Source organism: Streptomyces sp. DH10, from assembly GCF_029813805.1.
Classification (GTDB): Bacteria; Actinomycetota; Actinomycetes; order Streptomycetales; family Streptomycetaceae; genus Streptomyces; species Streptomyces coeruleofuscus.
The window spans coordinates 1-23,867 of record NZ_JARVKU010000027.1; the positions used below are offsets into that span (position 1 = coordinate 1).

The following is a 23,867-nucleotide window of genomic DNA, read 5'->3' on the forward strand; positions in this document are numbered from 1 at the left end:
TCTGGCGTTGACTTTTGGCACGCTGTTGAGTTCTCAAGGAACGGTCGCTTCCTTTGTACTCACCCTCTCGGGCTTTCCTCCGGGCGCTTCCCTTCGGTCTTGCGTTTCCGACTCTATCAGATCTTTTTTCTCGATCCGATTCCCTGTCGGCGGGATTTGCCGGGCGGCCTTGGCTTTCGCTCGTCGGCCTTTCGACATTCACTACGTTAACCGATTCGCCGTCCAACTCATAATCGAGTCCGTCGGCGCCGAATTCAGGCATGCGGGCACGCCGAATTCGCCCCTGCTGAGGGGAGTCGCTAGGTAGTGGGTTGGCCGCTTCCGGCTGCTGGCGAATGCCGTACCCGGGTCAAGCGGCTCGGGCTACATTACGCGTCCTGCGGGGACGCGTCAACTTCGGCGGCGCCTCGGGACATGGGCCCGATAGGGGCTCACCGTCGGGTCGTTGGCGACCCAGAAGCGCCAGGGGTGGATGTCGCCGTTGCCCCCCTCGCCCGCGACTCCGGTGCGTGGGCCGTTGCGTACCTGGTCGCGGGGTACGGGCGTGCCCGTGAGCATCCTCAGGGGTGTGGCGTCGGAGGTGCAGGCGTCCGTGCCGTCCAGGGACCGGTCCACGTTCAGGGCCGTGGCCAGACGGGCCGGGCCTTTGGCCAGTTCCTTGTCGTTGCGGGCCGAGAGTCGACGGGTGCGGGCCAGCTCGGCGCCCTCGACGATCTCGCCGGCGCGGAGCAGGACCGCGCTCGCCTTGCCCTCGGGGCCGCACACCAGGTTCATGCAGAACCACATGCCGTACGTGAAGTAGACGTAGACGTGCCCGGGGGGACCGAACATCACGCCGTTGCGGGCCGTGCGGCCGCGATAGGCGTGGGAGCCGGGGTCGTCGGCACCGTCGTAGGCCTCGACCTCCGTCAGGCGGAGGGCGATCGGACCGTCCGGGGTGGTGCGTACCAGGATGCGGCCGAGGAGGTCGGGGGCGACATCGAGGACGGGTCGGTCGAAGAACTCCCTGGACAGGGGCGTACGGTCGGGGGTCGCGATCATGCCCTCCGAGGGTACTGGAGACGCGTGGTGCGGTGGGGTGGCCTCAGGGCGCCGGCCTTGCCAGGGTGAGGACATGGAACCGGCCACGGCCGGATCGCGTTTGTATGGATCAAGGATCCACCCGTAGTGGGCGAGAGGGAGAGACATGGCGTTCAAGAAGCTGCTCGCGAGCCTGGGGGCCGGCGGGGCTTCCGTCGAGACGGTGCTGCACGAGGTCAACGTCGTGCCGGGCGGTGTCGTCCAGGGTGAGGTGCGGATTCAGGGCGGGTCCGTGAACCAGCAGATCGAGGGGCTCTCGGTCGGGCTCCAGGCCAAGGTCGAGGTGGAGAGCGGCGACCAGGAGTACAAGCAGGACATCGAGTTCACGAAGTCCCGGCTGGGCGGGGCGTTCGAGCTCCAGGCGAACGCGGTGCACGCGGTGCAGTTCGGGCTGGAGATTCCGTGGGAGACGCCGATCACGACGATCGACGGGCAGGAGCTGCGCTCGATGCACATCGGGGTCTCCACGGAGCTGGAGATCGCGCGGGCGGTGGACTCCGGTGACCTGGACCCGATCAACGTGCACCCGCTGCCGGCGCAGAAGGCGATCCTGGACGCGTTCATCCAGCTGGGCTTCCGGTTCAAGAACGCGGACATGGAGCGCGGTGTCATCCGGGGCACGCGGCAGAAGCTGCCGTTCTACCAGGAGATCGAGTTCTACCCGCCGCAGCAGTACCGGGGGCTGAACCAGGTCGAGCTGAGCTTCGTGGCCGACGCGCAGGCCATGGACGTGGTGCTCGAGATGGACAAGAGGCCGGGGCTCTTCAGCGAGGGCAGCGACACCTTCCGCTCGTTCCAGGTGGGGCTCAACGACTATCAGGGGACCGACTGGGCGGCGTACCTCAACCAGTGGCTCTCCGAGGTCGGCAGCAAGCGCAACTGGTTCTAGGAGAGGGCCTAGGGCGTGTCCGCAAAGTCCCGCCTGCCTCGCGGCGTCCGGCACGCCCTCTCGCCGCACCGGCCGAACACCCACGTACAACCAGTACGCGGGCGTCCGCCCGGCACGCCGAGAGCACGCACCGGACGCCGCGAGGCCCGCCCTCCGGGCGGACGACGGGACTTTACGGACACGCCCTAGGCTCGGTATCGACTGCAAGAACCGATCCAGGAGGTACCGAGGTGACCGAGCTCAAGCGGCGGCCGCTCCCCCACGACTTCCATCCGCCCGTGCCGTCGTTCACGGTGACGAGCGAGGACGTCCAGGAGGGGGCGACGCTCAAGGACGCTCAGGTCCACGCGGCCGGCAACACCTCGCCGCAGCTGCGGTGGGAGGGCTTCCCGCCCGAGACCAAGAGCTTCGCCGTGACCTGCTACGACCCCGATGCCCCGACGGGGAGCGGGTTCTGGCACTGGGTGCTGTTCGACATCCCGGCGTCGGTGACGGAGCTGCCGGCGGGTGCGGGCAGCGGCAAGTTCGAGGGTCTGCCCGAGGGTGCGATCCACGCTCGGAACGACTACGGCGGCAAGGAGTTCGGCGGTGCCGCGCCCCCGCCCGGGGACGGGCCGCACCGGTACGTGTTCACGGTGTATGCCGTGGACCAGGAGAAGCTGGGTCCCGACGCGGAGGCTTCGCCGGCCGCCGTGGGCTTCAACCTGCGGTTCCACACGATCGGGCGGGCCCAGCTGATCGGTGAGTACGAGGTGCCCGCCGAAAGCTGAGTGAGCCGCCTCGCGATCCCGGCGTTCACGGAACGTTTGCCCGCTCCTGGTCTTGGAATTGATCAGGAGCGGGCATTTTTGTTGCCGGGGGTCGCGGGGGTCACCCCCCGTGGGAGCAGCAGATATTGCGTTGTCCATCTCGGCGTGCCCGGCCAGAGTTGATCCCAGCCCGCCAGGGGGTGGGCCGGTGCACACGGGAGGTGGGCTGGTATGCGGGACACACTGGTACTCAACGCGAGCTTCGAGCCGCTGTCGACGGTGACGCTTAACCGAGCCGTCGTTCTGGTGCTTCAGGACAAGGCCGTCGTCGAGCAGGCCCACCCCGAACTGCGGATGCGGGGAGCCGCGGTCGACATACCGGCGCCCCGTGTGATCAGGCTCTGCCAGTACGTACGGGTGCCCTTCCGAAGACAAGCGCCGTGGTCGAGGCGGGGTGTGCTGGTCCGGGACCGGCACCGGTGCGCGTACTGCGGGAGGCGGGCGACGACCGTCGACCACGTGGTGCCGCGGTCGCAGGGCGGTCAGGACACCTGGCTGAACACGGTGGCCTCGTGCGCGCAGGACAACCACCGCAAGGCGAACCGGACTCCGGAGGAGGCGGGGATGCCGCTGCTGCGGCAGCCGTTCGAGCCGACTCCGGCGGACGCGATGCTGCTGGCGCTGGGGCAGGACGACTTCAACGCGCTGCCGGAGTGGCTGGCCCAGCCTGCGGCCTAGCCCGGCACGGCATGTATGAAGGGGCCCGCTTCCCAGAGGAAGCGGGCCCCTTCATACATGCCGTGCCGGGTCAGTCGAGGGACGGCTTCTCGCGGCGTTCCTGGGCGGGGACGCCGCCTCCGGACGCGCCTGAGTTGCCGCCGGAACCGCCGCCCAGGCCGCCGAAGTTGCCCATGGCGCCGGACAGGCCCTTGAGGGCGTCGCCGATTTCGCTGGGGACGATCCAGAGCTTGTTGGCGTCGCCTTCGGCGATCTTGGGGAGCATCTGGAGGTACTGGTAGGAGAGCAGCTTCTGGTCCGGGTCGCCGGCGTGGATGGCCTCGAAGACCGTACGGACGGCCTGGGCCTCGCCCTCGGCGCGCAGGGCGGCCGCCTTGGCCTCACCTTCGGCGCGCAGGATCTGGGACTGCTTCTCACCTTCGGCGCGCAGGATCTCGGACTGCCGGACACCTTCGGCCTGGAGGATGGCGGCGCGCTTGTCGCGGTCGGCGCGCATCTGCTTCTCCATCGAGTCCTGGATGGAGGTCGGCGGCTCGATCGCCTTGAGTTCGACGCGGTTGACGCGGATGCCCCACTTGCCGGTGGCCTCGTCGAGGACACCGCGCAGGGCCGCGTTGATCTCCTCGCGGGAGGTCAAGGTCCGCTCCAGGTCCATGCCACCGATGATGTTGCGGAGCGTGGTGACCGTGAGCTGCTCGATCGCCTGGATGTAGCTGGCGACTTCGTACGTCGCGGCGCGGGCGTCGGTCACCTGGTAGTAGATGACGGTGTCGATGTTGACGACCAGGTTGTCCTGGGTGATCACCGGCTGCGGCGGGAAGGGGACGACCTGTTCGCGCAGGTCGATCCGGTTGCGGATGGTGTCGATGAACGGAACGACGATGTTGAGGCCGGCGTTCAGCGTCCGCGTGTAGCGGCCGAAGCGCTCGACGATGGCCGCGCTGGCCTGTGGGATGACTTGGATCGTCTTGATCAGGGCGATGAAGACCAACACCACCAGAATGATCAGGACGATGATGACCGGTTCCATCGTCGTTCCCCGTATCCCTTCTCCGCTTCGGCGCCTTCGGCAGATCTTATGGTTGTCGAAGATCTTGCTGGTCGAGTCTGTCAGACCGTCGCGTAGCTGGCGAGGAGTTCACTCCAGTTACGTCCTGCGAGGTCACATGACGATCGCGGTGGCCCCTTCGATGTCCACGACGTCCACTTCCTGGCCCACTTCGTAGGCGCGGTCGGTGTCGAGGGCGCGGGCCGACCAGACCTCTCCGGCCAGTTTGATCCGGCCGCCGGAGGCGTCGACACGTTCCAGGACGACGGCTTGTCTGCCCTTCAACGCGTCCACGCCGGTGGCGAGTTGGGGTCGCTGGGCGCGATGCCGGTTCGCGATGGGCCGGACGACGGCGATGCCCGCGGTCGAGATGACGGCGAAGACGACGACCTGGGCGACGGCTCCGCCGCCGAAGACGCCGCTGACCACCGCGGCGCCGATGGCGCCCACCGCGAGCATGCCGAGTTCGGGCATCGCGGTGACCACGAGCGCGATGCCGAGCGCTGTCGCGCCGATCAGCCACCACAGCCATGCGTCGATTTCCACATGGTCATGGTAGGTCCGACGGCCCTGTCGCCGACAGGGCGCCCGGCGTGTGAAATGCCGTTCTCGCTTTGGGATTTGCGGGGCGAGGGGCCGGGTCAGGACAGCGGGAGGCCCTGTGCCGTCCAGCGCTCGCCCGCCTGTTCGACGACGAGCGGGAGGCCGAAGCAGAGGGAGAGGTTGCGGGAAGTGAGTTCGAGCTCCAGCGGACCGGCGGCCAGCACCTTGCCCTGGCGGATCATGAGGACGTGCGTGAAGCCCGGGGGGATCTCCTCGACGTGGTGGGTGACCATGAGCATCGAGGGGGCGATCGGGTCGCGGGCGAGACGTCCGAGGCGGCGGACGAGGTCCTCGCGGCCTCCGAGGTCGAGGCCGGCGGCGGGCTCGTCGAGGAGCAGCAGTTCGGGGTCGGTCATCAGTGCGCGGGCGATGAGGGTGCGCTTGCGCTCGCCCTCGGAGAGCGTGCCGAACTTGCGCTCCAGGTACTCGCTCATGCCGAGGCGGTCGAGGAAGGCGCGGGCGCGCTTCTCGTCGATCTCCTCGTAGTCCTCGTGCCAGGTGGCGGTCATGCCGTACGCGGCGGTCAGCACCGTCTCCAGGACCGTCTGGCGCTTGGGGAGCTTGTCGGCCATGGCGATGCCTGCCATGCCGATGCGCGGGCGCAGCTCGAAGACGTCGGTGCCGGGCTTGCCGAGGGTCTCGCCGAGGATGGCGGCGGTGCCCGAGCTGGGGAAGAGGTAGGTGGAAGCGAGGTTGAGGAGGGTGGTCTTGCCGGCGCCGTTCGGGCCCAGGATGACCCAGCGCTCGCCCTCCTTGACCGACCAGGAGACCTGGTCCACCAGAGCCCGGCCCTCGCGGACCACAGATACGTCCTGAAGCTCCAGAACATCGCTCATGAGCGCGTTGTCTCCCCTTGCAGTGTGGCCGGTCTCGGCTGTCGCGTACGCCTGTGGCTCGGTCCGCCGCGCCGGTGGGCGCAGCCCTCCATGAAATCTACGCCACCGGTCGGCCCGGACATTCCCTCGGTCCGGTCCTTGAAGGGTCCTAGGGTGGGAGCATGCTCACGGAACCGCGCGCTGGACGTCTCGCAGCTTGGGGAAATGCCCTTTTGGCCGGACTTGTCTCTCCGGACGACGCCGTGCTCGCCATCGTCGGTGAGGACGCGGTACATCGGGTGGAGGGGCTGCCGGGTGAGTCGGGCCAGGTCGGGCTGACGCTCGCACTGGGGCGGCTGCGGGCCCTCGGGGTGACCGGGCTGCGGGTGGCGCTGCCCGCGCCGGGGCATCCGCTGGGGCTGAGCGGGCCGCCGGAGTTCAACGCGCGGGCACTGGAGGCCGAGGAGGCCGTGGTCTGTTACGGGGCGGCCTTGGGGTTGGTGCCGGACGTGTACGAGGCCGGACCCGTGGGGGTGCAGGTCGAGGTCGTGTGGCATGTGCTGCCCGTACGGGAGGCGCCGCCGGCGGATGTGCCGTCACTGGGTGAGGCGGAGCGGGAACTCGCGGAGGCCCTCCGGGAGGCGACCGAGGCGCTGACGCGGCTGGATGTGGCCGGATCGGGGCCGGTGGCGGAGGCGGCGGTCGACGCGTATCGGGCTCGGGCCGAGCGGGGGCGGGAGGTGCTGGCGCCGGGGTATCCGCCACGGGCGGTGCGGGTGCTGGAGTTGGCGCAGCGGGTGGGGACGCTCCTCGCTGTGGCGACGGAGAGCGGGGCCGGGGGTGCGGTGAGCGCGTCGGAGATCTCAGCGCGGCGGGAGGCGTTGCGGGCGGTGGAGCGGACGGCTCGGCGGGCGCAGGTCGCGGCGTACAACTCCGTTGTGGAGGAGCGGGAGCGGGGGGTCCGGTGACCGGGGGCTGTACTGGTGCTCGGCGTTGGTGCTGAGCGGGGTGCGGTGCGGTGACTGTCGGTCGTGATGGTGCTCGGCGTCTGTGCTGGGGCTGGAGGGGGGCGCAACCCGGCGCTGTGGGGTGCCGCCTGCGCCCACCCGTGCCGCCCCAGCGGCACGACTGCCCGCAGCTGAGCGGACCGGCCTCCCGGGGAAACCCGGGAGGCCGGTGTCACCTCCGGCTCGGAGACGGAGGTGGGACGTCAGTGGTTGACGGCGAGGTTGCCGAAGGCGGGGTTCAGGACGCCCACGACGTTCACGCTGTTGCCGGACACGTTGACCGGGACGTGCACCGGGGCCTGGACGACGTTGCCCGAGCCGACGCCCGGGGAGCCCACGGCCTGGCCGTCGGCGTGCGCGCTGGTGGCGGAGGCGATGCCCGCGCCCGCGGCCAGCAGGCCACCGGTCACCATCGTCACGGCAGCGGCCTTCTTCAGGTTCTTCACTTCTGAGCCCTCCTTGCGATCACCGCGGCAGGCGCCGCAGCACGCACTGGAGAACGGCGGAGATCCACCGAGGTTGCGCCATGTGAGGGACGTTCCCACGACAGTATGAATCTCAGCTCGGAATGGAACCCTCCGTGTTGCCGTGGGATGTGTGTGTCAGCCGGTCACGTCATGGCGAACGGCCCACAGAGCGGCCTGCGTCCGGTCGGACAGGTCGAGTTTCATGAGGATGTTCGAGACGTGGGTCTTGACGGTCTTCTCGGAGAGGACGAGGGCTCGGGCGATCTCCCGGTTGGAACGGCCGTCCGCTATCAGGCCGAGCACCTCGCGCTCCCGGTCGGTGAGCGAACCGGCCCTGCCCGGGACGGAGTTGGCCTCTTCCTGGGACAGCAGGGCGTCGGCGACCTCCGGCTGGAGGAGGATGTGCCCGGCGTGGACGGAGCGGATGGCTCCGGCGAGGGCGTCGGGGTCGACGTCCTTGTAGACGTAGCCGGCGGCGCCCGCGCGCAGGGCCGGGACCACCGTGCGCTGCTCGGTGAAGCTGGTGACGATCAGCACGCGCGCGGGGTTGCCCAGTTCGCGGAGTCTGCGCAGGGCGTCGACGCCGTCCATGCCCGGCATCTTGACGTCCATGAGGATGACGTCGGGTCGCAACTCCTCCGCACGGTCGACTCCTTCGGCGCCGTCCGCCGCCTCGCCGACGACCTCGATGTCGTCCTGTACCTCCAGGAACGTGCGCAGGCCCCGGCGGACGACCTGGTGGTCGTCGACGAGCAGCACCTTGATTGCGTCAGCCACCGGGGACCTCCATCTCGATCGTGGTGCCCTTGCCGGGCGCCGATTCCACGGTCAGCGTGCCGCCCGCCCCGCTCGCCCGGTCCCGCATCGAGACCAGGCCCAGATGGCGCCCCGCGCGGCGGACCGCCATCGGGTCAAATCCGCTGCCGTCGTCCGTGACCCGCAGGACCGCTCCGCCGCCGTGCCGGTCCAGGGTCACGTCGACGTGGTCGGCGCCGGAGTGGCGCAGGGCGTTGTGCAGGGCCTCCTGGGCGACCCGCAGGACGGCCTCCTCCTGGGAGGCGGGCAGGGCCTTCACCCCGCGGGCGGTGAAGGTGACGCGGGCGGAGTGGGCGCGGTCGAGGACCTGGACCTGCGTCCGGAGGGTGGCGACGAGGCCGTCCTCGTCGAGGGCGGCGGGGCGCAACTCGACGACGGCGGAGCGCAGTTCGTCGGTGGCCTCGGCGGCGAGGGCCGCCACCTGCTGGAGCTCGCCTTTGGCGCGGGAGGGGTCCCGGTCCACCAGGCGGGCCGCGGCCTGGGCGGTCAGGCGGAGGGAGAAGAGCTTCTGGCTGACCGCGTCGTGCAGTTCGTGGGCGAGGCGGGAGCGCTCCTCGGCGATGGTGAGTTCACGGCTGCGTTCGTAGAGGCGGGCGTTGGTGAGGGCGATCGCCGCGTGCTGGGCGAGGATGCCGAGCAGGTCCTCGTCGTCCTGTGTGAAGCCGCAACTCCCCTCGGGCTTCGGACAGTTCTTGTTGGCGAGGAAGAGTGCGCCGATGACCTCGTCGCCGTCGCGGATGGGCAGGCCCAGGAAGTCGACCAGGTCGGGGTGGGCGCTCGGCCAGCCCTCGAAGCGGGGGTCCTTGCGGACGTCGGCGAGGCGCTCGGCCCTGGCCTCGTGGAGCATCGCGGCGAGGATGCCGTGCTGGCGCGGGAGCGGGCCGATGGCCTTCCACTGCTCCTCGCTGACGCCGTCGACCACGAACTGGGCGAAGCCGCCGTGGTCGTCCGGGACGCCGAGCGCGGCGTACTGCGCGTCGAGCAGCTCGCGGGCCGAGGCGACGATCGTCTTGAGGACGTCGCGCACCTCGAGATGCCTGCTCATGGCCAGCAACGCGGAACTCACCGCGGCGAGGCCGGACCGGGGACCGTGACTCATGTCCTCACGGTACCGGCGGGCTGTGACAGCGCGGATCGGACCGCCGGCGGCGGGCGCCCGGTCCGGTGGGCCTAGGTCGCAGGGCCGAGGACGCCGGCAGGGGTGGCGTACGGCCGGGGGTGCCGGGCCGGGGGCGTAGGGCGAAGGGACCCGGCGGTCTGCGGCCCGCGTCCGAGGCGGTCCGGGTGGCCGCGTTCCTACGTTGAGTGCACACGATCACGACGAGGGAGCGGGTCATGCCGGTTGCGATCATCACCGGGGCGTCTAAGGGCCTGGGCCGGGCGCTCGCCGAGGCTCTGGCCGAGCGGGGCTGGGACCTGGTGCTCGACGCCCGGGGCGCCGAGGCACTGGGGAACGCGGCAGAGGCCGTCTCCGCGCACGGCACGCGCGTGGCCGCCCTGCCGGGGGACGTCACGGACGCCGCGCACCGTGCGGCGCTGGTGTCGGCGGCGTGGCGGCTCGGCGGCGTCGACCTGCTGGCGCACAACGCGAGCGCGCTGGGCGCCGAGCCGCTGGTGCGGCTGGAGGACCTGCCCCTGGAGGGGCTGCGGCGGGCGCTGGAGGTGAATCTGGTGGCGGCGCTGGGCCTGGTCCAGGAGGCGCTGCCGCTGCTGCGGGCCTCGCGGGCGGGCACCGTCATGACGGTCAGTTCGGACGCGGCCGCCGAGGCGTACGAGACCTGGGGCGGCTACGGGGCGTCCAAGGCGGCGCTGGACCATCTGATGGCGGTGCTCGCCGTGGAGGAGCCGGGGCTGCGGGTCTGGGCGGTGGATCCCGGGGACATGGCCACGGACCTGTATGCGGCGGCCGTACCGGACGATCATGATCCGCGTCCGGCGCCGGCGACTGTGGTGCCGGGGTTCCTGCGGCTGCTGGACGAGCGGCCGGTGAGCGGGCGGTACGGGGCTCCGGCTCTGCTGGACGGGATCCGATGACGCTGGCCGTGCGGGTGCCGGAGGAGCTGTCGGCCCGGGTGCCGGTGGAGCAGCGCGGGCCGGGGCTGGACCGGGACGCCGTGCGGATGCTGGTGTCGCGGGGTGCGGAGGTGGCGCATCACACGTTCAGGGAACTGCCGCGGCTGTTGCGCGCCGGGGATCTGCTCGTGGTCAACACCTCGGCCACGCTGGCGGCGGCAGTGGACGGGTGGATCGGGCACGCGCGCGTGGTGGTGCACTTCTCCACCCCAGGGGATGACGGCCGCTGGGCGGTGGAGCTGCGGGAGCCCGACGGGCGGGGGACCACGCGCGCGCGTGCGGGAGGGCCCGCGGGTACGGAGGTGCGCCTGCCGGGAGGTGGAGGGCTGGTTCTGGAGGAGCCGCTGAGCGGGCGGAGTGGGCGGCTGTGGTGGGCACGGCACGCCGGGCCCGGCGTGCCGGGGCTGCTGCGGGAGCACGGACGGCCCATTCGCTACTCCTACACGGAGCGCGACCAGCCGTTGTCCGTCTACCAGACGGTGTTCGCGCTGCCGTCCGCGGACGGGGCGGGCAGTGCGGAGATGCCGAGTGCGGCGCGGCCCTTCACGGGACGGGTGGTGGCGGAGCTGGTGAGCCGCGGCGTGCGGTTCGCTCCGGTCACGCTGCACACGGGGGTGGCGTCGGCGGAGGCGCACGAGCCGCCGTATGCGGAGCGCTTCGCGGTGCCCGGGACGTCGGCAGGGCTGATCAACTCCACGAGGGCCGGTGGAGGCCGGGTCGTGGCGGTCGGGACGACGGCGGTGCGGGCCGTGGAGTCGGCGGTGGGCGCCGACGGGGCCGTACGCGCGCGTGCGGGATGGACGGAACTCGTCGTCACGCCGGAGCGCGGGGTGCGTGTGGTGGACGGGCTGCTGACCGGGCTGCACGAGCCGGAGGCCTCGCATCTGCTGATGCTGGAGGCGGTCGCGGGGCGGGTGGCCATCGAGCGTGGCTACCAGGCCGCGCTCCAGGGCCGGTACCTGTGGCACGAGTTCGGGGACGTGCACCTCGTCCTGCCGTGAAAAACCCCTCACACAGAGCATCGCTCGTGCAACGGGTCGTGAGAACGCATGCCGCCCGGTGTGAGCCCGCGCATAGGACCCACGTCACGTACGAAAGGGCGTAGGAGACAAAGCCGTACCTTTTGAGCGGCGCATACATTCCAATCTGCCCCGATTTGCCCTTCCCTGATCCACTATCGGGCTTCGTACGTCACACCTTTGCCACGCCATTTTGCGGCCGCTAAGAATTGCTGACGTCGCTCAGCGCCGTGGGTTCACCTCCGCGGCGTTCGTGTCGGAAACACACCGAGTCCAACGCCGGACGCCGAGCGACTCCCGCGCTATTCGAAGAGGTCCCACCACCATGCCCAAGAACATCTTCAGCCGTGGCCGCAGTCGTACCCTCACCCGTCACCACAAGATCGCCATGGCGGGTGTCGCCACCCTCGGCGCCGCCGCCATCGGTTTCTCCGCGGTGCCGAGCGGTGCGTCGACCACGACCGAGGCCGCTCAGCCGGCTGCGGTGGCGTTCAGCACCGAGCAGATCAAGGACGTCAAGGCCAGCGTCACCGACCAGATGGCCGGTGCCACGGTGAAGGCGGAGCAGATCGCGGCGAAGAAGAAGGCCGACGCCGCGGCCGCCGCCAAGAAGAAGGCCGCCGCCGAGGCCGCGAAGAAGAAGGCCGAAGCCGCGCGCGAGGCCAAGGAGGCCGCCAGCCGGGACGCCAAGCGCGCCCAGGTCAAGAAGGCCGCCGCCAAGAGCTACCCGAACAACCTCGACGGCTGGATCCGCGAGTCGCTCGACATCCTGAAGAAGCACAACATCCCGGCGTCCTACGACGGCATCCACCGCAACATCATCCGGGAGTCCTCGGGTAACCCGAAGGCGATCAACAACTGGGACATCAACGCCATCAACGGCGTCCCGTCGAAGGGCCTGCTCCAGGTCATCCCGCCGACCTTCAAGGCGTACCACGTCCCCGGCACCTCCTGGGACATCTACAACCCGGTCGCCAACATCACCGCCGCCTGCAACTACGCGGCCGACAAGTACGGCTCGATGGACAACGTCTTCGGCGCGTACTGAGGCTGGCGCGGACCTCTGCTCGCTGGACCGAACGCCGAAGGGCGGCACTCCCCTGACGGAGTGCCGCCCTTCGGGCGCGGTGCGGCGGTGACTACTTGCGCATGACCTCGGGCTCGTGGCGGCGCAGGAAGCGGGCCACGAAGAAGCCGCAGATCACGCCGAGGGCGAGGAGCGCGCCCATGTCCATGGCCCAGACCCCGACGGTGTGCTCCCACAGCGGGTCGTTGTCGCCGGCCGTCTCCGGCGGGCTGATCTTGTTGAAGTCCAGCGTGGCTCCGGAGGCGGCGACCGCCCAGCGCGACGGCATCAGGAACGAGAACTGGTTGACGCCGATCGAGCCGTGCAGCGCGAACAGACAGCCCGTGAAGACGACCTGGATGATCGCGAACATCACAAGCAGCGGCATGGTCTTCTCTGCGGTCTTGACCAGCGACGAGATGATCAGGCCGAACATCATCGAGGTGAAGCCCAGCGCCATGATCGGGATGGAGAGCTCGACGAGGGTCGCGCTGCCGAGGACCAGGCCCTCCTCGGGGATCTCCCGGCTGGAGAAGCCGATGACGCCGACCAGCAGGCCCTGGAGGACGGTGATCATGCCGAGCACGAACACCTTCGACATCAGGTACGCCGAGCGCGACAGGCCGGTCGCGCGCTCCCGCTCGTAGATGACCCGTTCCTTGATCAGCTCACGGACCGAGTTCGCCGCGCCCGCGAAGCAGGCGCCGACGGCCAGGATCAGCAGGACCGTGGTGGCGGTGCCGTTCGGGATGATCCGGCCGGTCTGCGGGTTGGGCGGGTTGGGCAGCAGGCCCCGGTCCGCGTCGATGAGCAGGCTCACCGCGCCGAGCACGGCCGGCAGGATCACCATCAGGGCGAGGAAGCCCTTGTCGGACACGATCACCGAGACGTAGCGCCGCACGAGCGTGACGAACTGGGACATCCAGCCCTGCGGCTTCGGCGGCTTCATCGCCTGCATCGGCGCGACCTGTACGGACTGCGGCGCAACGGCGTCGATGTCCGCGGCGTACATCTGGTAATGCTGCGAGCCCTTCCAGCGGCCCGCCCAGTCGTAGTCGCGGTAGTTCTCGAAGGCGGAGAAGACATCGGCCCAGGTGTCGTAGCCGAAGAAGTTCAGCGCCTCCTCGGGCGGGCCGAAGTAGGCGACCGAGCCGCCGGGCGCCATCACCAGCAGCTTGTCGCAGATCGCCAGCTCCGCCACGGAGTGGGTGACGACGAGGACCGTACGGCCGTCGTCCGCCAGGCCGCGCAGCAGCTGCATGACGTCGCGGTCCATGCCCGGGTCGAGGCCGGAGGTCGGCTCGTCCAGGAAGATCAGCGACGGCTTGGTGAGCAGCTCCAGGGCCACGGAGACGCGCTTGCGCTGGCCACCGGAGAGGGAGGTGACCTTCTTCTCCTTGTGGATGTCCAGCTTCAGCTCGCGCAAGACCTCGTCGATACGGGCGTCGCGCTCGGCGGCCGTGGTGTCGGCCGGGAAGCGGAGCTTGGCCGCGTACTTGAGGGCCTTCTTGACGGTCAGCTCCTTGTGCAGGATGTCGTCCTGCGGGACCAGACCGATGCGCTGGCGCAGCTCGGCGAACTGCTTGTAGAGGTTGCGGTTGTCGTAGAGGACCTCGCCCTGGTCGGCCGGGCGGTAGCCGGTGAGCGCCTTGAGCAGGGTGGACTTGCCGGATCCGGACGGGCCGATGACCGCGATCAGCGACTTCTCCGGGACGCCGAAGGAGACGTCCTTGAGGATCTGCTTGCCGCCGTCGACCGTGACGGTCAGGTGGCGGGCGGAGAAGGACACCTCACCGGTGTCGACGAACTCCTCGAGCCGGTCGCCGACGATCCGGAACGTCGAGTGGCCTACGCCGACGACATCCGCCGGGCCGAGCAGCTGCGTGCCGCCCTTGGGGATCGGCTGGCCGTTGACGTACGTGCCGTTGTGCGAGCCCAGGTCGCGGATCTCCATGCGGCCGTCGGGCGTCGAGTGGAACTCGGCGTGGTGCCGGGAGACCTGGAGGTCCGAGACGACCAGCTCGTTCTCCAGAGCACGGCCGATGCGCATCACGCGGCCGAGGGAGAACTGGTGGAACGTGGTCGGGCTGCGGTCGCCGTAGACCGGCGGCGCCCCCGCGACGCCGCCGGGGCCCTGCTGCTGCGGCGGGATGTGCGCCGCGGGCTGCTGCTGCGGTTGCTGCCAGCCGGCCTGGGCCTGCTGCTGCGGGGCCTGTGGCTGCTGGTGGGGCGCCTGCTGGGCGGGTGCCTGCTGGGCCCAGCCGGGGTTCGCGGCTTGCGCTGCGTACGGCTGCTGCTGCTGCTGGGGCTGGGCCTGCGGCGTCGCGACGCCGGCGGCGCCGTCCGACAGGTTCAGGCGCGGGCCGTCGGTCGCGTTGCCCAGGTGCACCGCCGTTCCGGGGCCGAGCTCCATCTGATGGATCCGCTGCCCCCGCACGAACGTGCCGTTGGTGCTGCCATGGTCCTCGATGACCCAACTGCGGCCGTTGAAGCTGACCGTGGCGTGACGCCAGGAGACCCTGGCGTCGTCGAAGATGACGTCCCCCTGCGGATCACGTCCGAGGGTGTATGCCCTGGACGGATCGAGCGTCCAGGTACGTCCGTTTGATTCCAGTACGAGTTCCGGCACTCCATGCCCCACTGAGTTGTCCCCCGAGTTACCCCCGACATGGGGAGTCTAGGGATGTCGAACATCGGGTGGAACTATTTCAGTAGCGGCCGCCTGACCGAAAGTCGGGCCTTGTGAAGACCGCGTTCGGACGCATCGGCCGTTTCCGTTGACGGGGTTGAAAACGGGCCGGAGAGTGGTATTTCGACGCGAGGGGGACATGCGCGGTGTTCCCCGCCGCGCAGCGGATCGGGGGGTCTGCCATGGGTGCCGGTACAGGTGTCGGGACGGCGAGGGACGGCACGCGCGTGCCGTGGGCGGACGTGCTGATGTCCGCCGTCGCCGCCGTGAGCTGGGCGTTGATCGGGATGGCGGGTACGGCGGCGCTGGGTCTGCGGCTGCTGGAGGCGGACGCGGCGGGCTCGTTGGGGCCGATGACCGCGGCGGTGGTGGCCCTTGGGACGGGTGGTTCGGTCACGCCGTCCGGTGACGTGTCGGCGTTCGGTATCACGGGCGCGGAGGCGGAGACGGCCATCGAGATCACGCCACTGGGGGTGAGCCTGGTCGGGGCGTTGCTGCTGTCGTACTTCTTCCTGAGGTCCTTGCGCGCGGCGGGAGTTGTGGTATCGCCGGCCGAACTCCTCGCGCGCGCGGGTGCGGTGGTCGCGCTGTTCGTGGCGATGCTGGGCGGGCTCGCCTGGGCGGGTCACGACGTCATCACGATCGACGGCGGCGCGCTGGGTGTGGACGACCTGACGGGCGGGGGCGGTGGAGGTGGCGACGGCCTGGAGATTCCCGGGCTGGGGGACATCGGCGGGCTGCTGCCGGACCGGCTCAGCGACCTGGTCGACGCGCAGGCGGCGGTCGGTTTCACGGTCGATACCGCGCCCACACTGCTCGGTGGGCTCGGCTGGTCGGCCGGGATCCTCCTCATCTCCCTGCTGGCCTCGCGCCGCACGCCGCTGCCACGGGGCTGGGAGGCCGTGCACCGGGTCGTACGGCCCGCCGTTTCCGCGGTGGTGACCGTGCTGCTGGTGGCGGTGGCGGCGGGGCTCGCGGCGGCGGCGTACGCGGCGACCGGCGACGACCATCCCCGCCGCATCGCCGGCGCGGCAGTGCTCGGGGCGCCCAACGGGGTGTGGCTGGGCGTCCCGATCGGCCTGCTCGTGCCGTGGGACGGCCGGGCCACAGGTGAACTGACCCGCCTCCTGCCCGACCCGCTGGACGACCTGCTCGCGGTCCGCTCCGACCAGCCGGTGACGCTCGGGCGGCTGGCCGAGCTGGACGGGCGGGTGTGGCTGCTGGGGGTGGCGGCGGCGTTGATGATGCTGCTGGCGGGGGTGCTGACGGCGGTGCGGACGCCGGTGGGGGGCGGGTCAGGAGGGCCTCGGGAGGTACGGGGTTCGGGTGCCCTCGGTTTCGCGGGGCGGTGTGCGCTGGGACTGGGGGTCGCGACCGCGTTGTCGCTGCCGCTGCTCGTCCGGCTGACGGACGTGTCCGTGACGGCCTCCCTGTCCGTGCTCGGCTTCGACGCGTTCGGCGCGGGCATCGAGCTGCACGGTCACCTCGGCATGGCCCTGCTGCTGGGCGCGGTGTGGGGTGCGGGGGCCGGGGCGGCGGGGGCGTTGCTCGCGTGGGCGAGCGGGGCCGCCGGACGGTGGGCGACGGCTTTCGCTCGGGGGGAGGGGATGGCGGGCGGCGGTGTGACCGGGGCCGGTGCGCCCGAGTCCGGCGGGGCGGGAAGCCCGTCGGGGGCCGGGCACGGGCGGTGGGCCGGGTACGGGCAGGGGGCCGGGCACGGGCGGTGGGCCGGGTACGGGCAGGGGGCCGGGCCGGCTGCGGCAGGGGGCGGTGTGGGGCAGGCGGGGTACCAGGCGGGTACCGGGCAGACCGGGCCGTGGGCCGATACAGCCGCTACAGGGCAGTCCGGACCCGACGCCGGTGCCGGGCAGGGGGGAGCGGGAGCCGGTACGGGGCAGGCCGGACGTGACGCCGACGCCGGGCGGTCCGGCGTCCGGGGCGGGTCCGGCGCCGGCCGGGCATCGCCGTACGGGGACGAGGCCGGGCCGTACGTGCCGGGAGCGCCGTACCGGCCGCCGAACCCGGCGACCAATCCGTACCTCCGGGTACCGGAGGAGCTGCGAGAGCCGGAGGACGCGCGGCCGGTCGGCGAGGAAGGGCCGCCGCCCGACGGGACACCGGAGCCCGGTCGGCAGGCCGGTCAGGGCCGGCAGCGAGGCGAGAGCCGGCGCCCGCCGCATGAGGCCCGCCCGGACGGGGTCCCGGCCGCGCGCCAGGACGATGACGTGTACGGCGCGCCCACGGTGGCCCGGCCGGTGGGACCGCCTCCGCGCGGGCCCCGGCAGCCGCCCAGGCCCAAGGGCGGCGACCGGCCGCCGGCCCGGCCTGACGACGGGCCGCCGCCTCCGCCACCTCCTCCCCCGCCGCCGCGGAAACCGCGTGGCGGCCAGTGATCGGGAGCGGCAGGGATGCCGCACCGGAAGGCAAGGTCCGCGCCACCCACACGACACCCACTGTTCGCTGTCCGCCAGGCGGACCTCACGGGCGGTACGACCTGCTCGCCGGATACGGTGGAACCACCATGAGCGCTTCGCAGACCTCGTCTTCCGACGTCCCCACCCTCCTTGTCAAGATCTTCGGCAAGGACAGCCCGGGCATCACGGCCGGCCTCTTCGACACCCTCGCCGCCTACTGCGTCGACGTCGTCGACATCGAGCAGGTCGTCACCCGTGGCCGAATGGTGCTGTGCGCGCTCGTGACCGAGCCGCCCAAGGGGCTCGAGGGCGATCTGCGGGCGACCGTCCACAGCTGGGCCGAATCGATGAAGATGCAGGCGGAGATCATCTCCGGCCTCGGCGACAACCGGCCGCGCGGGCTGGGCCGCTCCCTGGTCACCGTGCTCGGGCATCCGCTCACCGCCGAGGCGACGGCTGCGATCGCCGCGCGGATCACGAAGACCGGCGGCAACATCGACCGTATCTTCCGGCTCGCCAAGTACCCCGTGACCGCGGTCGAGTTCGCCGTGTCCGGCGTGGAGACCGAGCCGCTGCGCACCGCTCTGGCGCCCGACGCGGCGAAGCTGGGCATCGACGTCGCGGTCGTCGCCGCCGGTCTGTACCGGCGCGCGCAGCGTCTGGTCGTCATGGACGTCGACTCGACGCTCATCCAGGACGAGGTCATCGAGCTGTTCGCCGCGCACGCCGGCTGTGAGGACCAGGTCGCCGAGGTGACGGCGGCCGCGATGCGCGGCGAGCTGGACTTCGAGCAGTCCCTGCACGCGCGCGTGGCGCTGCTGGAGGGGCTGGACGCCTCGGTCGTGGACAAGGTGCGCAGCGAGGTGCGGCTGACGCCGGGCGCCCGCACCCTGATCCGTACGCTGAAGCGGCTCGGCTACCAAGTCGGCGTCGTCTCCGGCGGTTTCACCCAGGTCACCGACGATCTGAAGGAACGGCTCGGGCTGGACTTCGCCCAGGCCAACACGCTGGAGATCGTCGACGGGAAGCTGACGGGCAAGGTCACGGGCGAGATCGTCGACCGTGCCGGCAAGGCCCGGTTGCTGCGCCGGTTCGCCGCCGAGGCGGGTGTGCCGCTGTCGCAGACCGTGGCGATCGGTGACGGCGCCAATGACCTGGACATGCTGAACGCGGCCGGTCTGGGCGTCGCCTTCAACGCCAAGCCGGTGGTGCGCCAGGCCGCGCACACCGCGGTGAACTTCCCCTTCCTCGACACCGTGCTGTACCTGCTGGGCATCACGCGCGAAGAGGTCGAGGCAGCGGACACCGTCGACACGGTCTGAAGCGGCACACACACCGTCTGAACGGCAGCACGGTCAGGACGACAGCACGGCCTGGACCAGCGGCACAGTCGGGCTCCGGCTCCACGGGCCGAACCGCCGGCAGAGCCCGGCACCGCGCCGGTGCCGGGCCCCGGTCACCCGGAGTCGGTCACTCGGTCGGCGCCCAGTAGTCCAGCAGCGTGCCCACGCCCGGCTCCACGCTCTTCCACGAGCCGCTGAAGGACAGGATGGCGAAGGCGGCGGCCGGGAAGCCGCGGCGGCTCATCCGGTCGCGCGCGTCGCCCTCGGCCGTGCCCGCCAGGACGTCGGCGAGGCCCTGGATGCCCGGGTTGTGGCCGACCACGAGGATGTTCTGCGCGTCGTCGGGGGTCTCGTTGAGCACGGCGATCAGTTCGCCCGGCGAGGCCTCGTAGATCCGCTCTTCATAGATGGTTTTCGGCCGCTGCGGGAACTCCTGGACGGCGAGCTTCCAGGTCTCCCGGGTCCGGACCGCGGTGGAGCAGAGGGCCAGGTCGAAGGGGATGCCGGTGTCGGCCAGCCTGCGCCCGGCCTCCGCCGCTTCCTTTCTGCCCCGGTCGGCGAGCGGACGCTCGTGATCGCTCACCTGTGGCCAGTCGGCTTTCGCATGGCGGAAGAGGACAATCCTGCGGGGTTCTGCGACGCTCATAAGATCCAGCTTCGCACGAAACAGGCCACGGGGCGCAGGGAGTTGACCACCGTCTTCTGCCGTGCTCAGCGGGATATCAGCTGCTGGAGCCGCTCGAAGAGGTGAGTGATCAAGGGGTCACCGGTGGCCGCCTGGGCGTCGGACGGGTTCAGGATCAGCACGAGCAGCGCGCCGAAGGCGAGCGTGGGCAGGGCCAGGGCCCACCAAGGGAGCCGGCTGTCGGCGCCCACCCGGGTCGCCGGATGGGGCCGGGTGTGCACAGGAGCCGACATGGGTGCCTCCGCTCTCCGAATGGTCCGTGGCCCGCGTCTCGCGGTCACACCTCGAAGTTACGGAATCTCCGGCCGTCGACCCATCCGGTGATCCACCCACTTGACCCTGACCCTCGCCCCCTAGGGGACAGGGGGGCTAACCCCACCATGAGCCGGGCGAGGGCCGGTCATGGCGAGGCGATGGTCGCGATGACGCCGATGATGATGAAGATCGCGAAGAAGGCGCCGAAGACGAGCAGCATCTTCTTCTGACCGTGCTGGGGATTCGGGTCGAGCACTGGCATGGGACAAGTCTCGCACCCGCCCCGGACACCTGACGCCCGGGGTGCCCCCAAGCCCCCCGAGGAGGGGCTCAGCGGCCCGCCTCGTCCTCCACCGTACGGTCCCGGCCCGCCAGGAATCCGACCGCCATCTGCGGGATCATCAGGGCGCTCATCAGCGCGATCGGCAGGCCCCAGCCGCCACTGTGCTGGTAGAGGACGCCCACCAGGAGCGGCCCCGGGATGGAGATCAGATAGCCGGTGCTCTGCGCGAACGCCGACAGCTGGGCCACGCCCGGGCCGCTCCTGGCCCGCATGCCGACCATGGTGAGCGCGAGCGGGAAAGCGCAGTTGGCGACGCCGAGCAGCACGGCCCAGGCCCAGGCGCCGGCGGCCGGCGCGAGGTACAGCCCGGCGTAGCCGGCGAGGCCGCAGACGCCCAGGGCGAGCACGATCGGGCCCTGGTGCGGCAGCCGCGTGGCCAGGCGCGGTATGACGAAGGCCAGGGGCACGCCCATCACCATGGTGACCGCCAGCAGCAGCCCCGCGGTGCCCGCGGGCACACCGGCGTCCCGGAAGATCTGCGCCATCCAGCCCATGGTGATGTAGGCGGCGGTGGCCTGGAGCCCGAAGAAGACGGCCAGCGCCCAGGCGGTACGGCTCCGGGTGATCCGCAGCGGCGGCGCCTCCCCGGCGGCGGATCCGGCGGGAACCGAGCTCGGCGCCTGCCGGTCCCGCGTCTCCCGGTCCCGCGCTGGTCGGTTCCGCGCCGACCGGTCCCACGCCGACCGCTCGCCGTCGGCCTCCGGGCTCACGGACTGGTCCCCCGGTTCGGCCTTCGGGCCCCCCGCCCGGTCTCCCAGCTCCGTCTTGGGGCCCACGGCCAGGTCTCCCGGTTCCGTCTCCGGGTCCGCAGCCAGGTCTCCCAGCCCCGTCTCCGGGCCCACGGTCCGATCTCCCAGCCCGGTGCCCGTGGCCCGGCTCCGCTCCCCCGGCCCCGTCTCCGGCCCCCCGGCCCGCTCCTCCGGCCCGGTCTCCGGCCTGCCGACCCGCTTCCCCGGCCCAGCCTCGACCCCGACCCGCTTCCCCGGCCCGGTCTCGCCCCCGGTCCGGTCCCCCGGCCCGGGCGCCGCCGTACCCGCCCCGCGCCCCCGTGCGAACGGCAGCCACGGCAGGACCGCCGCCACGGCCAGCCCCGCCCACAGGCCGAGGCCCGACTGCCAGCTGCCGCCCAGGGCGTCGGTCAGGGGCACCGTGACCGCGGCCGCGAGGGCCGTGCCCAGGGCGAGCGCCATGGAGTACAGGCCGGTCATGGAGCCGACGCGGTCGGGGAACCAGTGCTTGACGATGACCGGCATCAGGACGTTGCTGACCGCGATGCCCATTAGCGCGAGGGCGCTGGCGGCCAGGAAGCCGGCCGTGCCGCCGGCGTACGGCCGGATCGCCAGGCCGGTGGCGATGGCGGCCATGCCGGCGCACACCACGGCGCCCGCTCCGAAGCGGCGGGCGAGCCGCGGGGCCATGACGCCAAAGACGGCGAAGCACAGCGGCGGCACGGAGGTGAGCAGCCCGGCCACGCTGCCGCTCATGCCGAGCCCGTCGCGGACCTCTTCCAGGAGGGCGCCGAGGCTGGTGATGGCCGGGCGGAGGTTCAGCGCGGACAGCACGATGCCGAGGACGAGCAACCGCGTCGTCCACGCGCGCGTGGACTTACCGCCGGGTTCCCGGGCCTCGTGCGCGGCCGAGCTGCGTACGGTCGGGAGCGTCTTCGTCCGGGTTTCCTCGCTAGGCATGAGACCCATCATAGAATCATGGGATGATTGACTGTCCAGTCCGTCCGGTCCCCGGCTGCCCTCCGGCGCCCCGGTCGTGCGAAGGTGTGCCATGCCCCTGAGCCATCCCCGACGTTCGGCGCTCTCCGAGCAGGTCATCGCCGCCCTGCGGGCCCAGATCACTTCCGGCGAGTGGCCGGTCGGCTCCCGCATCCCGACCGAGCCCGAACTGGTCGAGCAGCTGGGAGTCGCCCGCAACACCGTCCGCGAGGCCGTCCGCGCCCTCGCGCACAACGGCCTGCTGGACATCCGCCAGGGCTCCGGCACGTACGTCGTGGCGACGAGTGAGCTGGCGGGGGTGATGCAGCGGCGGTTCGCCGGTGCCGACCCCCGGCACATCGCCGAGCTGCGGTCCACGCTGGAGTCGTCCGCCGCCAGGCTGGCCGCGGAGCGGCGTACGGAGAAGGACCTCAAGCAGCTGGACGCGCTGCTGCTGCGGCGTGAGGATGCCTGGGAGTCGGGTGACGCGGAGGCGTTCGTGACCGCGGACGCGACCTTCCACCTGGCCGTGGTGGCCGCCTCCCACAACGACGTGATGACCGCCATGTACGCGGACCTGGGCGAGGTGCTGCGGGACTGGCTGCGCGAGGACGTCGGCGAGGAGCTGACGCCGGAGGCGTACATGGAGCACGGACGGCTGCTCGACGCGATCCGCGCGGGGGACGCGGCGCAGGCGGCCGCCGAGGCCGCCCGCTACCCGTTCCTGTGCCGCCTGGGCGGGGTCAGCTCGCCCGCCGGTGACTGATCCACACCTCGCCGACTTCCTTCCAGCAGCGTCCGGTCAGCCGCACGGTCTGCGCGGGCCCGGCCTCCACCGGGGAGCTGTCGGTGTCGATGTCCCACCAGCGGGCGCATTCGACGTGCAGGCTCACCCGGTCGGTCTCCGGGTAGGGGTTGTGGCAGTAGGCGGTCACCCGCGAGCCGGTGACGCGGGTCCGGCACGCGGCGCCGAACGGCTCCGCCGACTCCTGCTCGGCGGCGGGCACGCGCGCGTGGGGCACCGCCTCGTACGCCAGGGTCATCACGAGAGCGACGGCGAGGGACAGTGAGGCCGTTCGGCGGGACAAGCGCACAAGGGGACCTCCTCGGCCGTGCTGGGGAGGGGCTCGCGTGGTGAACGCGTACTCCAGGGTGCCCAGTTGTGAGCCTCTCCCGCCCGGCCGGATGAGCCGAACGGGTGACGCCCCGCTCCCCGCGCGCTGCGGGAAACGGGGCGCCTACGGCGTACGGGAGACCAGGCTCCGCACGGGAGACCAGGCTCCGTACGAGAGATCAGGCTCCGATGGCGTGCAGACCGCCGTCGACGTGGATGATCTCGCCGGTGGTCTTCGGGAACCAGTCGCTCAGCAGCGCGACGACGCCGCGGCCGGCCGGCTCGGGGTCCTTCAGGTCCCACTCCAGCGGGGAGCGCGAGTCCCACACGGACGCCAGCTCGCTGAAGCCCGGGATGGACTTGGCGGCCATGGAGCCGAGCGGGCCGGCCGAGACCAGGTTGCAGCGGATGTTCTGCTTGCCCAGGTCGCGGGCCATGTAGCGGCTGGTGGCCTCCAGGGCCGCCTTTGCCGGGCCCATCCAGTCGTACTGCGGCCAGGCGAACTGCGCGTCGAACGTCAGACCGACGACCGAGCCGCCGTTCTGCATCAGCGGCAGGCAGGCCATGGTCAGCGACTTCAGGGAGTACGCCGAGACGTGCATGGCCGTGGCGACCGACTCGAACGGCGTGTTCAGGAAGTTGCCGCCGAGGGCGTCCTGCGGGGCGAAGCCGATGGAGTGCACGACACCGTCGAGGCCGCCGAGCTCCTCGCCGACGATGTCGGCCAGGCGCCCGAGGTGCTCGTCGTTGGTCACGTCGAGCTCGATGACCTTGACGGGCTTGGGGAGCTTCTTGGCGATGCGCTCGGTCAGCGTGGGCCGCGGGAACGCCGTGAGGATGACCTCGGCGCCCTGCTCCTGGGCCAGCTTGGCGGTGTGGAAGGCGATGGAGGCCTCCGTCAGCACACCGGTGATCAGGACGCGCTTGCCCTCGAGAATTCCGCTCATG

General features: G+C 71.3%; 24 protein-coding genes. 10 read left to right on the forward strand and 14 right to left on the reverse strand.

Translation table 11 applies throughout. The features are described from left to right. Positions 1 to 390 precede the first annotated feature (390 nt). Entirely contained in the window at positions 391 to 1,041 is a 651-nt protein-coding gene (locus QC385_RS37600) for a DNA-3-methyladenine glycosylase (RefSeq protein WP_279545891.1), read from the reverse strand. Between the two features lie 145 nt (positions 1,042 to 1,186). Here QC385_RS37600 and QC385_RS37605 point away from each other — a divergent pair, with 145 nt between their 5' ends. From QC385_RS37605 to QC385_RS37615, 3 genes are all read left to right on the forward strand, one after another. After that, the gene (locus QC385_RS37605) at positions 1,187 to 1,969 is read left to right on the forward strand and encodes a sporulation protein (RefSeq protein WP_279545892.1); all 783 of its coding nucleotides are present in this window, start codon (positions 1,187 to 1,189) and stop codon (positions 1,967 to 1,969) included. Positions 1,970 to 2,199: 230 nt separating this feature from the next. After that, positions 2,200 to 2,739, forward strand: a complete 540-nt coding sequence (locus QC385_RS37610; RefSeq protein ID WP_279545893.1) for a YbhB/YbcL family Raf kinase inhibitor-like protein — start codon at positions 2,200 to 2,202, stop codon at positions 2,737 to 2,739. Positions 2,740 to 2,949: 210 nt separating this feature from the next. Beyond that, positions 2,950 to 3,456: an HNH endonuclease gene (locus tag QC385_RS37615; RefSeq protein ID WP_279545894.1), complete on the forward strand. Its 507-nt coding sequence runs from the start codon at positions 2,950 to 2,952 to the stop codon at positions 3,454 to 3,456. 70 nt (positions 3,457 to 3,526) lie between these two features. Here the strand turns inward: QC385_RS37615 and QC385_RS37620 are convergent, their stop codons facing one another. The 3 genes from QC385_RS37620 to QC385_RS37630 form a co-directional block, all read right to left on the reverse strand. After that, positions 3,527 to 4,486 (reverse strand): SPFH domain-containing protein, encoded by a 960-nt coding sequence (locus QC385_RS37620; RefSeq protein ID WP_086604733.1) that lies wholly within the window; start codon positions 4,484 to 4,486, stop codon positions 3,527 to 3,529. A gap of 132 nt (positions 4,487 to 4,618) precedes the next feature. Then, complete coding sequence (locus QC385_RS37625) at positions 4,619 to 5,050, reverse strand: NfeD family protein (RefSeq protein WP_086847490.1); 432 nt, start codon at positions 5,048 to 5,050, stop codon at positions 4,619 to 4,621. Positions 5,051 to 5,145: 95 nt separating this feature from the next. Then, entirely contained in the window at positions 5,146 to 5,943 is a 798-nt protein-coding gene (locus tag QC385_RS37630; RefSeq protein WP_086847492.1) for an ABC transporter ATP-binding protein, read from the reverse strand. 161 nt (positions 5,944 to 6,104) lie between these two features. Between QC385_RS37630 and QC385_RS37635 the strand changes: the two genes are divergently transcribed. After that, positions 6,105 to 6,890: a hypothetical protein gene (locus tag QC385_RS37635; RefSeq protein ID WP_279545895.1), complete on the forward strand. Its 786-nt coding sequence runs from the start codon at positions 6,105 to 6,107 to the stop codon at positions 6,888 to 6,890. 242 nt (positions 6,891 to 7,132) lie between these two features. On the opposite strand, the gene QC385_RS37640 is transcribed toward QC385_RS37635, so the two are convergent. From QC385_RS37640 to QC385_RS37650, 3 genes are all read right to left on the reverse strand, one after another. Further along, positions 7,133 to 7,375, reverse strand: coding sequence for a chaplin (locus QC385_RS37640; RefSeq protein ID WP_086847493.1), 243 nt, complete (start codon positions 7,373 to 7,375; stop codon positions 7,133 to 7,135). 156 nt (positions 7,376 to 7,531) lie between these two features. Then, complete coding sequence (locus tag QC385_RS37645) at positions 7,532 to 8,173, reverse strand: response regulator transcription factor (protein ID WP_279545896.1); 642 nt, start codon at positions 8,171 to 8,173, stop codon at positions 7,532 to 7,534. Continuing rightward, complete coding sequence (locus QC385_RS37650; protein ID WP_279545897.1) at positions 8,166 to 9,311, reverse strand: GAF domain-containing sensor histidine kinase; 1,146 nt, start codon at positions 9,309 to 9,311, stop codon at positions 8,166 to 8,168. The genes QC385_RS37645 and QC385_RS37650 overlap by 8 nt, the downstream gene beginning before the upstream one ends. A 236-nt stretch (positions 9,312 to 9,547) precedes the next feature. On the opposite strand from QC385_RS37650, the gene QC385_RS37655 reads away from it, so the two are divergent. The 3 genes from QC385_RS37655 (at position 9,548) to QC385_RS37665 (ending at position 12,352) form a co-directional block, all read left to right on the forward strand. Next, entirely contained in the window at positions 9,548 to 10,246 is a 699-nt protein-coding gene (locus tag QC385_RS37655; RefSeq protein ID WP_279545898.1) for an SDR family NAD(P)-dependent oxidoreductase, read from the forward strand. Next, the gene (locus QC385_RS37660; RefSeq protein ID WP_279545899.1) at positions 10,243 to 11,286 is read left to right on the forward strand and encodes an S-adenosylmethionine:tRNA ribosyltransferase-isomerase; all 1,044 of its coding nucleotides are present in this window, start codon (positions 10,243 to 10,245) and stop codon (positions 11,284 to 11,286) included. Before QC385_RS37655 ends, QC385_RS37660 begins: the two co-directional genes overlap by 4 nt. Positions 11,287 to 11,629: 343 nt before the next feature. Beyond that, a complete protein-coding gene (locus QC385_RS37665; protein ID WP_279545900.1) occupies positions 11,630 to 12,352 on the forward strand; it encodes a transglycosylase SLT domain-containing protein in 723 nt (240 codons plus the stop codon). 91 nt (positions 12,353 to 12,443) lie between these two features. Here the strand turns inward: QC385_RS37665 and QC385_RS37670 are convergent, their stop codons facing one another. Beyond that, entirely contained in the window at positions 12,444 to 14,999 is a 2,556-nt protein-coding gene (locus tag QC385_RS37670; protein WP_279545901.1) for an ABC transporter ATP-binding protein/permease, read from the reverse strand. 242 nt (positions 15,000 to 15,241) lie between these two features. On the opposite strand from QC385_RS37670, the gene QC385_RS37675 reads away from it, so the two are divergent. Both QC385_RS37675 and serB read left to right on the forward strand, forming a co-directional pair. Beyond that, positions 15,242 to 17,452, forward strand: a complete 2,211-nt coding sequence (locus QC385_RS37675; RefSeq protein ID WP_279545902.1) for a streptophobe family protein — start codon at positions 15,242 to 15,244, stop codon at positions 17,450 to 17,452. Positions 17,453 to 17,580: 128 nt separating this feature from the next. Further along, positions 17,581 to 18,795, forward strand: coding sequence for a phosphoserine phosphatase SerB (serB, locus tag QC385_RS37680; RefSeq protein ID WP_279545903.1), 1,215 nt, complete (start codon positions 17,581 to 17,583; stop codon positions 18,793 to 18,795). A gap of 148 nt (positions 18,796 to 18,943) precedes the next feature. Here the strand turns inward: serB and QC385_RS37685 are convergent, their stop codons facing one another. The 4 genes from QC385_RS37685 to QC385_RS37700 all read right to left on the reverse strand — a co-directional run bounded on the left by QC385_RS37685 (position 18,944) and on the right by QC385_RS37700 (position 21,679). Then, on the reverse strand, positions 18,944 to 19,462 hold the full coding sequence (locus tag QC385_RS37685) for a SixA phosphatase family protein (RefSeq protein ID WP_279545904.1): 519 nt from the start codon (positions 19,460 to 19,462) through the stop codon (positions 18,944 to 18,946). 65 nt (positions 19,463 to 19,527) lie between these two features. Further along, on the reverse strand, positions 19,528 to 19,734 hold the full coding sequence (locus tag QC385_RS37690; protein ID WP_279545905.1) for a hypothetical protein: 207 nt from the start codon (positions 19,732 to 19,734) through the stop codon (positions 19,528 to 19,530). A gap of 167 nt (positions 19,735 to 19,901) precedes the next feature. Next, positions 19,902 to 20,018: an SGM_5486 family transporter-associated protein gene (locus tag QC385_RS37695; protein ID WP_086012488.1), complete on the reverse strand. Its 117-nt coding sequence runs from the start codon at positions 20,016 to 20,018 to the stop codon at positions 19,902 to 19,904. 68 nt (positions 20,019 to 20,086) lie between these two features. Further along, positions 20,087 to 21,679 carry an MFS transporter gene (locus QC385_RS37700; RefSeq protein ID WP_443033092.1) on the reverse strand — a complete coding sequence of 531 codons (1,593 nt, stop codon included), beginning with the start codon at positions 21,677 to 21,679 and terminating at the stop codon, positions 20,087 to 20,089. Positions 21,680 to 21,878: 199 nt separating this feature from the next. Here QC385_RS37700 and QC385_RS37705 point away from each other — a divergent pair, with 199 nt between their 5' ends. Then, positions 21,879 to 22,571, forward strand: a complete 693-nt coding sequence (locus QC385_RS37705; protein ID WP_279545909.1) for a FadR/GntR family transcriptional regulator — start codon at positions 21,879 to 21,881, stop codon at positions 22,569 to 22,571. Here the strand turns inward: QC385_RS37705 and QC385_RS37710 are convergent. Beyond that, positions 22,549 to 22,899, reverse strand: coding sequence for a hypothetical protein (locus QC385_RS37710; RefSeq protein WP_279545910.1), 351 nt, complete (start codon positions 22,897 to 22,899; stop codon positions 22,549 to 22,551). The two genes, QC385_RS37705 and QC385_RS37710, sit on opposite strands and share 23 nt — an antisense overlap. A gap of 199 nt (positions 22,900 to 23,098) precedes the next feature. Continuing rightward, a complete protein-coding gene (fabI, locus tag QC385_RS37715; RefSeq protein WP_086854510.1) occupies positions 23,099 to 23,866 on the reverse strand; it encodes an enoyl-ACP reductase FabI in 768 nt (255 codons plus the stop codon). Between the last annotated feature and the right edge of the window lies 1 nt (position 23,867).

Coding starts and splice junctions, on each gene's coding strand:
- QC385_RS37600 (WP_279545891.1), bottom strand. CDS start 1,041: ATGATCGCGACCCCCGACCGTACGCCCCTGTCCAGGGAGTTCTTCGAC.
- QC385_RS37605 (WP_279545892.1), top strand. CDS start 1,187: ATGGCGTTCAAGAAGCTGCTCGCGAGCCTGGGGGCCGGCGGGGCTTCC.
- QC385_RS37615 (WP_279545894.1), top strand. CDS start 2,950: ATGCGGGACACACTGGTACTCAACGCGAGCTTCGAGCCGCTGTCGACG.
- QC385_RS37620 (WP_086604733.1), bottom strand. CDS start 4,486: ATGGAACCGGTCATCATCGTCCTGATCATTCTGGTGGTGTTGGTCTTC.
- QC385_RS37630 (WP_086847492.1), bottom strand. CDS start 5,943: ATGAGCGATGTTCTGGAGCTTCAGGACGTATCTGTGGTCCGCGAGGGC.
- QC385_RS37635 (WP_279545895.1), top strand. CDS start 6,105: ATGCTCACGGAACCGCGCGCTGGACGTCTCGCAGCTTGGGGAAATGCC.
- QC385_RS37650 (WP_279545897.1), bottom strand. CDS start 9,311: ATGAGTCACGGTCCCCGGTCCGGCCTCGCCGCGGTGAGTTCCGCGTTG.
- QC385_RS37655 (WP_279545898.1), top strand. CDS start 9,548: ATGCCGGTTGCGATCATCACCGGGGCGTCTAAGGGCCTGGGCCGGGCG.
- QC385_RS37660 (WP_279545899.1), top strand. CDS start 10,243: ATGACGCTGGCCGTGCGGGTGCCGGAGGAGCTGTCGGCCCGGGTGCCG.
- QC385_RS37665 (WP_279545900.1), top strand. CDS start 11,630: ATGCCCAAGAACATCTTCAGCCGTGGCCGCAGTCGTACCCTCACCCGT.
- QC385_RS37675 (WP_279545902.1), top strand. CDS start 15,242: ATGGGTGCCGGTACAGGTGTCGGGACGGCGAGGGACGGCACGCGCGTG.
- serB (WP_279545903.1), top strand. CDS start 17,581: ATGAGCGCTTCGCAGACCTCGTCTTCCGACGTCCCCACCCTCCTTGTC.
- QC385_RS37685 (WP_279545904.1), bottom strand. CDS start 19,462: ATGAGCGTCGCAGAACCCCGCAGGATTGTCCTCTTCCGCCATGCGAAA.
- QC385_RS37690 (WP_279545905.1), bottom strand. CDS start 19,734: ATGTCGGCTCCTGTGCACACCCGGCCCCATCCGGCGACCCGGGTGGGC.
- QC385_RS37695 (WP_086012488.1), bottom strand. CDS start 20,018: ATGCCAGTGCTCGACCCGAATCCCCAGCACGGTCAGAAGAAGATGCTG.
- QC385_RS37705 (WP_279545909.1), top strand. CDS start 21,879: ATGCCCCTGAGCCATCCCCGACGTTCGGCGCTCTCCGAGCAGGTCATC.
- fabI (WP_086854510.1), bottom strand. CDS start 23,866: ATGAGCGGAATTCTCGAGGGCAAGCGCGTCCTGATCACCGGTGTGCTG.